A 12,910-nucleotide genomic window follows, 5' to 3' on the forward strand; every position below is an offset into this window, starting at 1 on the left:
GCGTCATAACTTCCAAGCCGCGTCCAACCGGGCGGCGACATCGATATCACGCACCGCGGCGATATGCGGTTTGCGGATTTCGGTGGCGATGTAGCGCGCGACGAAGCGTCGGATCTCATGGTCGACGCTGGCCAGGATGCGCAGCAGCTGGCCACGTCTGGTGGCGGTGGCCACATTGACGCGGACGTCGCTCGGGCGCGGTTCGGCGATATCGATGATTATCCGCAACGGTTCGGCGGTGCGCACGGTCAAGTGCAGGTGGATATTGCCGTCGACCTGGAAGCGGTGCCGATCGATGGCGAGATCGAGCAGTAGATCGAGATCGAGCGAAATGATCAGCTCGAAGGAGATGACCTTGTCGACGTACCGTTGCAGCTTCGGTTCCCCGAGTTGCACCTGCGCGGAGACCTTCGCCAATCTGGCGGGCCCGACGCCGATCGGGCCGAAATCGAAGGCGGCACCGGTCAACTGGGCAAACGCTGCCAAGATGCGCTGCTCGGAAGCCGCGTATGCCAGGAAGCGCCGCCCGAATTCCTCGTAGCCGATGTAGGACATATCCCCATCGCCCCACTGCGGGTTCACTTTTCGACCCCACCCGTCGTCGCCGACGCAACCACAGCGGAGCGAGTCTTACGAGCGACGTTCGCGGTCCGTCTCGCGTCCGCGCCGAAGGCGCGGCCATCGAACACAGAAATCAAACACCGAACCGGCGATGTCGAGCGGCATAGTCGCGCAAGGCGCGCAGGAAGTCCACCCGTCGGAATTCCGGCCAATACGCCTCGGTGAACCATATTTCCGAGTATGCGCTCTGCCACAGCAAAAACCCGGAAAGCCGCTGCTCACCGGAGGTTCGGATGACCAGATCGGGATCCGGCTGACCGGAGGTGTAGAGGTGCTGGCCGATGGAGTTCACGGTGATCGACTGGACCAGATCCTCGCCGGTCTCCCCTGCCGCGATCTCCTGGCGGACCAGCTTGCGGACCGCGTCCGCGATCTCTTGCCGACCGCCGTAGCCGACCGCGACATTCACGTGTACACCGTCGCGTCCGCTGGTGCGTTCGGCCGCGGTGCGCAGCCGCTTGGCGACCAGCTCTGGAAAGCCGTCGAGCGTGCCGACGATGCGCACACTCCAGTTCTGCTCCGGTGCGGACAGTTCCTCGACGACATCGGTGATCACCTCGAACAGGGTCTCCAGTTCGTCGGGATCGCGCTGCAGATTCTCGGTGGACAGCAGATAGACGGTCACCATCTCAATGCCCTCGTCCGCGCACCAGCCGACCAGCTCCGCGATCTTCAGCGCGCCGATCCGATGTCCATGACTCACATCGGTGAAGCCGTTTTCTCTGGCCCAGCGCCGATTACCATCGCACATCACCGCGACGTGCCGAGGATGTTGTTTGCCGGTCAGCTGCTTGGACAGCCGCGACTCGTAGATGCGGTATGGCAAACGCACCGGACTCGGAAGCTCCACGGCGACCCACCCTACGCCTCAGCGGCGCGATCCCGGCATCGGCTGTGTTCGATGTGCGCGCGCAATCCCTCCGCGGTCACGCTGCACTACCGACTCCGGACCCGTCGCGCGCGTCGCGGGTTTCCCGGTACAGTTACGGAGCACCGCAACTTACGACACCGTAGGTTACTGACGGGTACCACTAGGAGGTAACTCGTGTCCGAATTGGTCCGCACGGCCGATGCGACACCGGTCGCGATCCCGGGCACAGCGACACCGATCAAGCCACGGATGCGGGGCTGGATTCACACCTGGGCGGTCGGCATCGCGGCAATCGCGGTGCTGGTGTTGGTCTCGAGCGCAGCGCGCGTCTCAGCGACGGCAGGCTGGTCCACCCTGGTCTACGGGCTGACCGTGTGCGGGTTATTCGGGATCAGCGCCGTCTACCACCGGGTGACCTGGGCGACCGCGCAGACACGCGTCCAGATGAAGCGCGCCGATCATTCGATGATCTTCCTCTTCATCGCGGGCAGCTATACGCCGTTCGCATTACTCGGCCTGCCGGGGCGGACGGGCCGGATACTACTGCTGGTGGTGTGGCTCGGCGCGCTGGCCGGTGTGGCATTGAAACTGTTGTGGCCGACCGCTCCCCGCTGGGTCGGGGTGCCGCTGTATCTGCTGCTCGGCTGGGCGATCGTGCCGGTGGCCGGGCAGCTCAATACGAATATCGGAATCGCACCGCTGCTCCTGCTGCTCATCGGCGGCCTGGTCTACAGCGGCGGCGCGATCCTCTATGCGACCAAATGGCCGAATCCGTGGCCCACCGTCTTCGGCCACCATGAGTTCTTCCACGCCGCGACCGTCCTGGCCGCCCTCTGCCACTACGCCGCCATCTGCCTTGTCGTGCTGCGCTGAGCGCATAGGAACATCGTGGGCATGCCGAATTGCCCTTTGCGGCAATAGAGTTGGGGAGCGATGCGGATCCGGAAGATGGCGGGGCAGACAACACCCCGAGCGGGCGGTGAGCGCGCCGTGCCGTCGGATGCGATGGCACGGCCCGCGGCATTCGGTATCGCGGCCCATGGCGGCGAAGACTGCATTCGATTCCACTTATGCCGATCGACTGGTCCGGGAAACCCGCGACGAGAGCGCTCGCGCTATCAGGTGACGTTCTGGTCGACGGTGTTCGCCGATATGTCCGACGAGATCACGGGAAACTGCCACTGGTGGTCGCGCTGGTTCTATGCTGGTCGTTCGTGCTGCTGCTGCGATCAAGGCAATAGTGTTGATATTTCGGGTTGGTGATCCCGTGCGCGTTGGAGTTTCGGTGCGCACTCACGCGCCCGCGCAGGCGGGATCGATACCTCCGTATGTCGGGGCGCCGTGATCACCAGGCTTGTCGTGTGGGCGCTGAAGGCGCGGTGGGGGTTGGCGGCGGTGGTGATCACCGCGAATCTGGGTGGCCTCGCGGTGATCGTGACCGAGCTGTGGCTCAGCGGATTTCTCAGCCGGATCGGGGCGGACTGGCGGCACATCATCGCGATGGTTTCGATCTATCCGGTGGTGGGTTTCGTGGCCGGAGTCGGGCTGGCCGTGCGCGATCGGACCGCGTACTTCGGATGGCTCGATGCCGAACGTGAGCCGACCGTCGACGAGGCGCGGCAACTGCTGCGCCTGCCGGTCGCGATCACCGCCCGAGCACTGGCGATCTGGCTGCCCGGTGTCATCGTGGCGACCGCGATGTTGTCGCATCTGACCCCGCACAACAGTGCCGCGGTGGCCGCGGCACTGTTCACCCTCGGCGCGCTGGAATCGGCCGGATTCACCTTCCTGATCGTCGACCGGCTGATCCGCCCGACCATTCCAGTGGTGTCCGACGTACTCGGCCCCACCGCGCACTGGAGTTCTTCCGTGCTCATGCGGGTCGTGATGACCTGGGCGGTGGCGGGTGCGATGCCGCTGCTCATGCTGATCACGGTGCTCGCCGATCCGGCCTCGGTTGCACCGGACCGCATTCGCGCCGCCATCTGCCTCTCCGGTGTCGGCATCGGCGTCGGTGCGCTTGCGACCGCCTTCCTGGCGCGTTCGGTCGCGACGCCGATGCGCACACTGCGCCGGGCGCTGGATCGGATCACCAAGGGCGAGTTGGATGTTCGGGTGCAGGTCGGCAGCACCAGCGAGATCGGGCGGCTGGAGAATTCCGTCAATGAACTCGCCGCCAATCTGCGCGAACGCGAGCGGATGCGGGATGTCTTCGGCCGTCACGTCGGCACGGAGGTCGCCGAGCGGGCGTTGGCGGGCGGGGTCGATCTGACCGGCGATGTGCGCGAGGTGTCGGCGCTGTTCGTCGATGTCACCGGATCCGTCGAGCTGTCCAGTGGTCTGACGCCGCATGATTTCGTGGCCAAGCTCAATCGGCTGCTCGCGATCGTGGTCGCGGCGACCGAGGAGAACAATGGGCTGGTCAACAAGTTCGAGGGCGATGCGGCACTGTGCATCTTCGGTGCGCCGATCACGTTGCGGGACAATGCGACACCCGCGCTGCGGGCGGCGCGGCGCATTCGCGACGAGGTCACGGCCACCGGCGAACTCGATATCGGCATCGGCGTCGCGCGCGGGCGGGTATTCGCGGGCGATATCGGCTCCGATACGCGCTTGGAGTACACGGTGATCGGCGATGCGGTCAATGCGGCGGCCCGGCTGACCACCGCCGCAAAGCCGGTGCCGCGCCGAATTCTGGTCAGCGGCGCGGTCATCGAGGCGGCGGCCGCGCACGAGCGCGCCAAATGGGCTCTCTACGACCACATTACGCTGCGCGGGATGCCCGAACCGACCGCCTGCTGGACCGATCTGGAGACCGCTCCAACAGCCGACGGCGCGGAACCCGATACCGATGCGGCCGCCGTCAGCGTCGCCGAAGTACGAACCGCGGTAACCGAATCCCCATCCCAGAATTACTGATCGCGATTACGTGCAGTGCCCTCGTCTGGGTTCAAGTCGGTAGGGCCGCCGACCTCCGCCCCGGAATCGGCGATCGCGGGACCGCGGTCACACCCGGTGCCATCGGCCGAATTCAGGGCAACCAGCCGCTCAGGACGACGATCTCCGCCGCGATGTCGGATACTGTGCGGCCATCAGTGCCGACCCTATGCACCCAGTCCGGAGCCTCGGTGTCCAGTTTCGCCGCCATTTCCCGGCTGCGCTCGATGTGCGCATCCAGCGCGATACCGATCTCCCGGCCCGCGAGCCGCTGGGCAGCTGTCGGATCCGTACAGGTCAGCAGGACCGCGGTCACCTTCGGCTGCTCCCCCATCGCCGCGACGAGTTCGCCGAGCACACCCTCGAACACACTCGCGGTATTCGTATACACCATCCGCCGATACCCGAGCGCACGGTAATTCGCCCACATCGCGGCAAGATTCCGCTCGGCGAGACCATGCTCCCAAGGAGCGGGATAAGCCTGATCCAGGTTGTCCCCCTCGATCAAACAATGCCGCACCCGCGCGGCCGAAAACCGCGCATGAACCTCGAACGCCACCGTCGTCTTGCCAACCCCGGACCGCCCACCGATGAACAAAGCCTGACTACGCAAGGTCACCCACCCACTAGCGCCGGTTCAGGGAGGTACGCAGGTCGGGTGCGGTCGTTACCGGGAGGTCGCAGACGGAGCCGCGACAGACGTAAGCAGAGGGGGCACCGTTGACCGGGGAGCGGTCGGCCAGGAGGGGGACCGAGTCGGCGGGGGCGGCGATGATGACGGTGCCGCCGGGGGCTTCGGTACGGGCGGTGGCGATCAATTCCGTTGCCGCGGTCGTGTTATCGGGTAGGGCGATGGCTACCTGGAGGGGACCGCGGAGTGCGGGTTCGGCTACGGTGAGCCACTGGCCGGCCGAGCGGGGCGCGCGGGCGAGGACGACGGCACCGCGTTGGAGGGTTTGGTCGGCCAGTTCGCGGTAGCGGAGCGCGGGTTCCGGAGCGCTGGTGGCCGCGGCCGTGAGGAGGGCCTCGGCGAGTGCGGATGCGCCTGCGGGGGTCGCGCCGTCGATGGGATCGCGCGGGCGGGTGACCAGAATTTCGGCGTCGTCGGCGGTATCGAACCAGCTGCCGGGCGCGGCCGGGTCGGCGAAGTGCTGAATCGCCTTGTCCAGCAGGCATTGTGCATGTTCGAGCCAGTCGAGTTGGCCGGTCGCCTGGTGTAGTGCCAGCAGGCCGGTGACCAGCCAGGCGTAGTCCTCCAAGATGCCTGGAGACGTGCCGACCACGCCACCGAGCGAGGCGCGACGCACCCGCCCGTCGACCACATGCTCGGCCAGCAGGAAGTGGGCGCAGCGGGCGGCGGCGGACACCCAATCATCTTGCCGCAGTGCAGAACCCGCCTCGGCCAGGGCAGTAATAGCCATGCCGTTCCAGGCGGTCACCACCTTGTCATCGCGGTCCGGCTGCGGGCGTCGCGCACGAGCATCGCGCAGGCTGGCGCGGACCCGTTCGAAACGCTCGCGGGCAGCCATGGCAGTCCCGTTGTCGGACACCGCATCCGGATCGAAATACCGGGTCGGCACCGAGGTGCCCTGTTCGAAGTTTCCGGCGGTCGTGACCCCGAAAACCTCGGCGGCCCAGACACCTTCGATAGCGCCGAGTTCGCCGATCAACTCGGCGGGTGTCCAAACATAGGTCGCGCCTTCGACACCTGGCCCGCCCGGCTCCAAGTGGGTATCGGCGTCCAGGGCGGACGCGAACCCGCCGTGGTCGGTGCCGAGGTCATCGAGAATGAACTGCACCGTCTCACGAGTAACCCTGTGCGCCAAAGACTCTCGCTCCCGCGGCGGAGTCCGGCGAGCAAGATGCGCATAGGCGCGGAGCAGTTGCGCATTGTCATAGAGCATCTTCTCGAAATGCGGCACCACCCATGCCGCATCGACGGAGTAGCGGGCGAACCCACCGCGCAACTGGTCGTAGATGCCGCCGCGGGCCATGGCTTCAGCCGTGCGGTTCACCACATCGAAGGTCGAGGCGTCGCCAGTACGCTCCCAACTCCGCAGCAACCCCTCCAGCAGTGCCGACGGCGGAAACTTCGGCGCGCCGCCGAATCCACCGTGCCTCGGATCTTCATCGCGCAATACCGCCGCGACCGCGTGATCGAGCAGCTCGGCCGAAATCGTCACATCGGCATCGGGCAGCCCGGCGGCCTGTGCCCGCAGCGCATCGGTCACCTGCGTGGCGGCCTTGTCCACCGCATCGCGCCGGGTATTCCAAGTATCGGTAATGGCCGTGAGCAGTTGGGTGAACGACGGCATCCCACCACGCGGCACCTTCGGGTAATAGGTGCCGCAGTAGAACGGCTCACCCTCCGGCGTGAGGAAGCACGTCATCGGCCAGCCACCCTGCCCGGTCATCGCCACCGTGGCATTCATATAGACGGCGTCCAGATCCGGCCGCTCCTCACGATCCACCTTGATGCATACGAAGTTCTCGTTCATCTGCGCCGCCATCCGCGCATCCTCGAACGATTCGTGCGCCATCACATGGCACCAGTGATTGTTCGGCCGAAGCTACCAATGGCAGGATGCGTACCCCACTGAAAGAAGAATGGGTACGTCCCGCCTGGTTGCTTCTGCCATCGCCTCCTCTCCCCACTCCTGCCAATGCACCGGGTTGCCCGCGTGCTGGCGAAGGTAGGGCGACGTGGCACCACCTAATCGGTTCATACGTCCCAGCCTTCCATACCCGGCCAGCTGAATCGCCCCGGCATGTCGGGAGGCTTCATCTCTTGGGAGAGGATGAAGCCTGTGAGTTCGAAGAAGTACCCGCCAGAGGTGGGTGAGCGGGCCGTGGGGTTCACCCCGGGTAGTGGACACCGATTTGACAGGCGAGCCGGTCGGCGCGGGTGCGCAGCGGGTGGCCATCACGCCGTCGTGGTCTTCGCACCGAGCCCGCAGGTAGCCGGCCTGGCCGTAGGCTTCGTCGGCGGTGAACCACGCGAACGGCACCTTCGCCGCCAGCGCGCGTTCGAGCATGGCGATCATCTGACGCGGTTTGGTCGCGAACTCGACCTCGTCGGGAATCCCAGCGTCACGACACCGCTCACGATCGGCCGTCCACGACTGGGGAACATAGAGTTCCCGGTCGATCAGGGCGTGCCATGGCGCGACGCGTACGCCAGAAACACACCGATCTGGCAGTTTTCTGTACGGCCGGCCGTTCCGGAGTATTGACGTTGCACGCCAGCAGAAGCTGGGGTTGGCCGGTGAAACCTGAGCGCGAGAGGGTCGTTTCCTAGTGACGTTCAGGCCTCGGTGTGCCGGTGGCAAAAAGTCGACAGCAACCTCAACTCCGCGGAGCTCGGCATCGTCGGTGGTGGAACGGCTGTCAGTTTTGGATCCCTGCGAGGACGTCTTGGGTGAGGGTGTCGGCCGTGCGGCAGTCCGTAGGTGGCGCGTCGAAGGAGGTCTTGTCGGGGTCCGTTTCACCCTCGGGGGTTTTTGCGCTCGTGGTCAGGTTCACGCTCAGTAGGTGGAAGTCTTTGCCGTCCTCGTTGCTGGCGGGCTTGATGACCAGACTGCTGCCGCAGCTCGTGGTTATGGCGACATCCTTCTCGGTGCGGACGCCCTCGAAGCCGCCCAGACTCATCGACTCACTGTGCACGATCGTGCTTCCTGAGGTCGGAGTCTGTTTCTCGTTGGTGCTGAAGTGAATCGACACCGTGTATGCATGAGATTCACCGCGCTTCGCGATCTCCATCTCGCACATGTACGGCGACGAGCGGCGGACGCTGTCGGTCAGCCAGCCCGGGAAGCGGCCGGCGATCACGTCCTTCTGTTTGCACGGTCCTGCCCCACGATGTCGCCGGGCGCCGGATGCGGATTCGGCCGCAGCTGGTCGATCTTTGGATAGATCGACTCCAGGTACTCCGCGGCCGACGCGCACGCCTCCGGCCACGGCGAATCCGGTGCGCCCTTCGGCGGGGTGCGCACCAGCCGCAGACTCAGCGCACAGTCGACCCCGGCGTAGGGGACCTTGTAGGTGCAGCTGCGGTGTGTGGTGCGGTCGTTGGGCACCGAGGTCCGGTAGGCCTGGCGGCCCGCGACCCGGCCGGGCTCCGCGGACGCAGTGTCGCTGCTGTCGAAATGCACATTCAGGTCCAGGTAGAACAGATACACATCGCCGTCCGGCTTCTGCACGGGGCCGTACTTCTTCAGTACGTCGCTCTCCCCGGTCGCGCAGGGTTCGGCCGCCCGTATACGCGCGAAATGTTCCACATTCGCCGTATTGGGATCCTCGCCGACGCGCGACTGGGCCGCGCCCTGCTCCGGCATCGGCTTGCCAGGAATAGTGCATGCGCTGAGCCCGACGATCAACGACGCTCCCGCCACGACCGCAACAGCACGCCCGAGACTGCACATGAGATTCCCCGACGATCCGGCTGGCGCGGCCGAACCGGCATACACCGTGTCGGCCGCACCCCCCGTGTACGCCCCGTCGGCAGGTGCCGCGTTCCCGGCACCCCCGCTCGGGCGCGCCCACGCCGTATTCGTCACTCTCATGAGCCTTCCTCCACGTGTCCGGATGACGGTGACGAGTGTGCCGACGCCGGGCCCACACCACATCGGTATATCCGTCCGATGGATACCGACGGACACTCCTACGCGCCGGGGCGCCATCACATCTGACCGGCGGATAATCGGTCCGCCGGGAACGACTACTGTGACCGACATGACTGTGCGGTACCCAGACAGTCCGAGCGATCTGCCAACGGCCACGGGGGCTTCGTAGGGCGAGATGCGGAACTGGCCGAACTCACCACCCTGCTTCTAGGACCACAGCGGCTGATCACGTTGATCGGATCCGGCGGAATCGGCAAGACCAGGCTCGCCACGGAGGCCGTCCACCGGCTCCGCAACGCGACGCGGATTCCGGTGCACTACGTGCGGCTGGCACGGCTGGCGCAGGAGGGATCCGGCGGCGATCGAGGAGGCGATCGCTACCACGGTGCTCCCCGGTTTCGCCGGGCCGTCGACCTGGACAGCCCTCGTCGACACCCTGTCCAGGACCGATGCGACAGGCCGCAGCCTGCCCACGGTGGTGGTGCTGGACAACTGCGAGCACGTACTCGCCGGCGTCGGGCGGGTGATCGCCGAACTACTTGCCGCGGTGGCGGGTTTGACCATCCTGACAACCAGCCGCGAGCCGGTGGGCTGGGTCGACGAGCGGCTGCTGCGGGTTCCGCCGCTCTCACAACGTCAGGCGCTGGACCTGTTCCGGCAGCGCGCCGAGCTCACCGGATATCCGGTCATCGGGGCGGACCAAGTCGAGGTGGCCGAACGCATCTGTCGTCGAATGCACGGACACCCGTTGTTCATTCGGCTTGCCGCCGCCCGCACGTTCTACGAGCCGCTGCCGATGATCCTGCAGCAGCTCAGCGGCAACGATGACGACAGACGGATGCTCTGGCGCCACGGGCCGCGCGTGGGTACCGACAGCCGTCCCGAGACCGATTTCGGGCTTCCTGCCGCCGTCGAATTCGCCTGGGGCGCAAGCCTATTGCTACATCGATGCGATGTCAGGTCGGCCGTCGTGCTGGCGCGAGCACGCGAAAAGTATGCCGCGCAGGGTGATCGCGGCGGCGAATCGCTGAGCTCGCTCTTCGGAGCCGTCGCCATGGCATTCTTCGGCACCGCTTCGCATGCACTCGACGCCACCCGAAACCACCTGGAACGCACGGCGAGTTCGGGTGCGCGGTGGGCAATGTCCTGGGCGGAACTCGCCTGGGCTATTGCCCTGACCAAACACGCGGACCCGGCGGAGGCGCTGACCGCCGCGCATTCGGCACTGACATACCAGATTCCGCGGCGCGATCTGTGGGGAGTACTGTGGGCGGCGCATATTCGCATGTGGTCGTTGGCGCGGATCATCACGGATGCGACCGCCGCGTCCCCGGCCGAGAAGACTCGGCGCATCGCTCTTGCCACCGAAATCGCCCAGCTCGCAGGCGGATCCACCACACTGCGAACGAGGCTGGGCACGGCGGAGGTCGGCCCGTTCGCCGAGGAGACCACCAGAGCACTTGCGGTCGCCCGCGGCGTCCTGGGACAGCAGACACTCGACGTTGCACAAACACAGGGTTCTCGCCTGAGCATCGAATCCGACGAGGTGCGGCACCTTGCGCTGGGCACATCGACCACTTCCGACCCCCGACGCGACGTTTCCGACACCTGGTGCACCCTGACCGGCGCCGAGCAGGACGTCGCGATTCTGGCCGCGGCGGGCTGGTCGAACAGCGCGATCGGGGTGCGTCGAGGCACCTCTATCAAGACGATCAACACCCAGATGACGTCGATTCTGCAGAAGCTGACGATCACCTCGCGGGAGGACATCATCGGCTTCGTCCCGGCCGACCACCGCGAGTTGGTCTCGAGGGAACACTCACGACGACCGCGCCGCAACCGAATTGGCCGGTGATCGCCGAAGACTCGGCGCGGATCAGGACTTACCGGCGTGGACACCCTTATGTGCGTTGACGCTCTGCTCGACCCGGTCACCCAGGTTGGTATCGACGTTGCGCAGGTATGCGAAGGCGCGGTTCAGCACCGGCTCGGTCACACCGGCCAGCAGGTGGCTCACGATGTTGTCGACGAGGCGATCGCGGGCGGCGTCGTCCATCACCGTGCGCACCAACGTGCGCGCCTGGACCCAGTCGTCGTCTTCGCGGTGTCGGACGTAGGCGGTGCGCATGATCTCACCATCGGCATACCAGATGGCCGGCTGGTAGTGCTCGCTGTCGGCGCGCGGACCGCCCTTGGAGTTGGGTGCGTAGACCGGGTCGGTGCGGTTCTGGATCCGCATCACCCCGTCTTTGCTATAGGTATGCACGGGCACGACCGGCGCGTTCACCGGGATTTGCTCGTAGTTCACGCCCAGCCGGGCTCGGTGCGCGTCAGCGTAGGAGAACAGGCGTGCCAGCAGCATGCGGTCCGGGCTCGGCCCGATACCGGGCACCAGATTGTCGGGCTGGAAGGCGATCTGCTCGATCTGCGTGTGATTGTCGACCGGGTTGCGGTCCAGGGTCAGCCGCCCGACCTCGATGAGCGGGTAGTCGGCCGCGCTCTCGCTCGTGCTCGCCCTCTACGCGACTCCCGCGGGGCGCACCCGTGCGGTGGGCATCTGGGGCGCTGTCGCGGGTGTCGGCAGTCTCATCGGTGTCTTTCTCGGCGGAACGCTGACCGAGCTGCTGGGCTGGCAGGCGGTGTTCGTGGCCCCGGTGCCGTTCGGCATCGCCGGGGCGGCCATCGTGTGGCGCTCGGTGCAGCCGGTTCCTGGCCGGCCCGGCCGGTTCGACGCGCTCGGCGCCATCACGATCACCCTCGGGATCTCCGGGCTCGCACTGGGCATGGTCACCGCCTCCGACGCCGGGTGGACCGCGGCCGGTACCGTCCTCGGCCTCGCAGTCACAGACCCTCGACCGATGGCCGGAACTCTGTGAGCGCGAACCCTGTCTAATCGGGGAATATGCGGTCGAGTTGCCGATCGATCATGTTTATCGAATGGTCCGGCGACCACTGCCCGAGCAGTACCCGGGTCTGTAGCCCTTCGGCACCTGCGGTGAGGTATACAGCCTCGACAGCGGCGTCGATGTAGGGCGGGACCTCGCCGAGTTCCTGCCCGCGTGAGATCAGATCGGCCACCAGGTTCGCCAGTGGGGGTGGCGCGGCGCGGGCCACGGCGGCGAGGTCGGGTTCGGTGAGGAAGCGGACGAAGTAGGCCGCGTACACCACATGCCGCTGGCGCCGTTCCTCATCGAGCGGAAGCATTTCCAGCAGGACTCCCCGCACTATCGCCCGCATACCAGGCGCGTCTCCGAGCTCGGCCATGCGTTGTTTGGCTTGCTGCTCGGCCTCGGCGTTCAGGATCTCCAGCGCGCCGAGCAGCAGCTGGTCCCGTGAGCCGAAGTAGTACTGCAGCAGCCGGGCCGATACGCCCGCTTCAGTGGCGACCTGGCGCAGCGTGACCTTTTCCAGCCCCCCTCGCATAGCGAGTTGCCAGACCGCCTCCGCTATTTGCCGTCGACGCTGATCGTGGTCGACCCGACGTGGCATCACATTCTCCTTCCACCGAGCGGCGGCGATCTTCGTGGTGCGATCGTACCAACGCCATGTTATGGTTCGATCGAACCATAACCTCATCGTGAGAGTGGCCGAGAAGGGACGACGAGCCGTGCAATATGTAATCGGGCTGGTGGCAGGCATGGTGCTGCTGGCGCTCGGCGCGCAAGGCGCTATCCGGATACTGGTCGACCACAGCAATTCAGGCCTGTTGGGCTGGATGCCAGGTGGGTTCGCAGTACAGCTGCTGTGCTACGTAGTACTCGCCGGCGCCGGAGCGGCTCTCGCCCACTGGGGCAACAGCCAGCGCAACGACCAGGCAGGACGTAGCAAGTAATGCGCTGGCATACAGCGGTTTCGGCAA

Annotated in this window: 11 protein-coding genes and 3 pseudogenes; 5 read left to right on the forward strand and 9 right to left on the reverse strand. The window is 66.1% G+C overall.

Features of this window, described 5'->3' with window-relative positions; translation table 11 throughout:
* Positions 1-3 precede the first annotated feature (3 nt).
* Both AB0L63_RS01790 and AB0L63_RS01795 read right to left on the reverse strand, forming a co-directional pair.
* Positions 4-555: a hypothetical protein gene (locus AB0L63_RS01790; protein ID WP_364493975.1), complete on the reverse strand. Its 552-nt coding sequence runs from the start codon at positions 553-555 to the stop codon at positions 4-6.
* A 139-nt stretch (positions 556-694) separates the two neighbouring features.
* Complete coding sequence (locus tag AB0L63_RS01795) at positions 695-1,471, reverse strand: isoprenyl transferase (RefSeq protein WP_364493191.1); 777 nt, start codon at positions 1,469-1,471, stop codon at positions 695-697.
* Between the two features lie 270 nt (positions 1,472-1,741).
* On the opposite strand from AB0L63_RS01795, the gene AB0L63_RS01800 reads away from it, so the two are divergent.
* Together AB0L63_RS01800 and AB0L63_RS01805 are read left to right on the forward strand one after the other, a co-directional pair.
* A complete protein-coding gene (locus AB0L63_RS01800; RefSeq protein ID WP_364493977.1) occupies positions 1,742-2,365 on the forward strand; it encodes a hemolysin III family protein in 624 nt (207 codons plus the stop codon).
* A 468-nt stretch (positions 2,366-2,833) separates the two neighbouring features.
* On the forward strand, positions 2,834-4,411 hold the full coding sequence (locus AB0L63_RS01805) for an adenylate/guanylate cyclase domain-containing protein (protein ID WP_364493193.1): 1,578 nt from the start codon (positions 2,834-2,836) through the stop codon (positions 4,409-4,411).
* A gap of 112 nt (positions 4,412-4,523) precedes the next feature.
* Here the strand turns inward: AB0L63_RS01805 and AB0L63_RS01810 are convergent, their stop codons facing one another.
* From AB0L63_RS01810 to AB0L63_RS01830, 5 genes and pseudogenes are all read right to left on the reverse strand, one after another.
* Complete coding sequence (locus AB0L63_RS01810; protein WP_364493195.1) at positions 4,524-5,048, reverse strand: AAA family ATPase; 525 nt, start codon at positions 5,046-5,048, stop codon at positions 4,524-4,526.
* Positions 5,049-5,055: 7 nt separating this feature from the next.
* Positions 5,056-7,155 (reverse strand): annotated as a pseudogene (locus AB0L63_RS01815) (thioredoxin domain-containing protein).
* A 243-nt stretch (positions 7,156-7,398) separates the two neighbouring features.
* Positions 7,399-7,679 (reverse strand): annotated as a pseudogene (locus AB0L63_RS01820) (transposase); the annotation flags it as partial.
* Positions 7,680-7,816: 137 nt separating this feature from the next.
* Complete coding sequence (locus tag AB0L63_RS01825; RefSeq protein WP_364493197.1) at positions 7,817-8,257, reverse strand: hypothetical protein; 441 nt, start codon at positions 8,255-8,257, stop codon at positions 7,817-7,819.
* Positions 8,254-8,985 (reverse strand): hypothetical protein, encoded by a 732-nt coding sequence (locus AB0L63_RS01830; RefSeq protein ID WP_364493199.1) that lies wholly within the window; start codon positions 8,983-8,985, stop codon positions 8,254-8,256. The genes AB0L63_RS01825 and AB0L63_RS01830 overlap by 4 nt, the downstream gene beginning before the upstream one ends.
* 451 nt (positions 8,986-9,436) lie before the next feature.
* Between AB0L63_RS01830 and AB0L63_RS01835 the strand changes: the two genes are divergently transcribed.
* On the forward strand, positions 9,437-10,906 hold the full coding sequence (locus tag AB0L63_RS01835; protein ID WP_364493201.1) for a LuxR C-terminal-related transcriptional regulator: 1,470 nt from the start codon (positions 9,437-9,439) through the stop codon (positions 10,904-10,906).
* 21 nt (positions 10,907-10,927) lie between these two features.
* On the opposite strand, the pseudogene AB0L63_RS01840 reads toward AB0L63_RS01835, so the two are convergent.
* A pseudogene (locus AB0L63_RS01840) lies at positions 10,928-11,545 on the reverse strand (catalase); the annotation flags it as partial.
* A gap of 13 nt (positions 11,546-11,558) precedes the next feature.
* Between AB0L63_RS01840 and AB0L63_RS01845 the strand changes: the two are divergent.
* Positions 11,559-11,927: an MFS transporter gene (locus AB0L63_RS01845; protein WP_364493203.1), complete on the forward strand. Its 369-nt coding sequence runs from the start codon at positions 11,559-11,561 to the stop codon at positions 11,925-11,927.
* 13 nt (positions 11,928-11,940) lie between these two features.
* Here AB0L63_RS01845 and AB0L63_RS01850 read toward each other — a convergent pair whose 3' ends face one another.
* The gene (locus AB0L63_RS01850; RefSeq protein WP_364493205.1) at positions 11,941-12,540 is read right to left on the reverse strand and encodes a TetR/AcrR family transcriptional regulator; all 600 of its coding nucleotides are present in this window, start codon (positions 12,538-12,540) and stop codon (positions 11,941-11,943) included.
* Between the two features lie 118 nt (positions 12,541-12,658).
* On the opposite strand from AB0L63_RS01850, the gene AB0L63_RS01855 reads away from it, so the two are divergent.
* Complete coding sequence (locus AB0L63_RS01855) at positions 12,659-12,883, forward strand: hypothetical protein (protein ID WP_364493207.1); 225 nt, start codon at positions 12,659-12,661, stop codon at positions 12,881-12,883.
* The last annotated feature ends 27 nt before the right edge of the window (positions 12,884-12,910 follow it).

Origin of the sequence: Nocardia sp. NPDC051990 (assembly GCF_040680755.1) — a bacterium.
GTDB lineage: Bacteria > Actinomycetota > Actinomycetes > Mycobacteriales > Mycobacteriaceae > Nocardia.

Bases quoted from the DNA above. Each gene is read 5' to 3' on its own strand.
- AB0L63_RS01850 (WP_364493205.1), bottom strand. From the start codon at position 12,540: ATGCCACGTCGGGTCGACCACGATCAGCGTCGACGGCAAATAGCGGAG.
- AB0L63_RS01800 (WP_364493977.1), top strand. From the start codon at position 1,742: ATGCGGGGCTGGATTCACACCTGGGCGGTCGGCATCGCGGCAATCGCG.
- AB0L63_RS01790 (WP_364493975.1), bottom strand. From the start codon at position 555: ATGTCCTACATCGGCTACGAGGAATTCGGGCGGCGCTTCCTGGCATAC.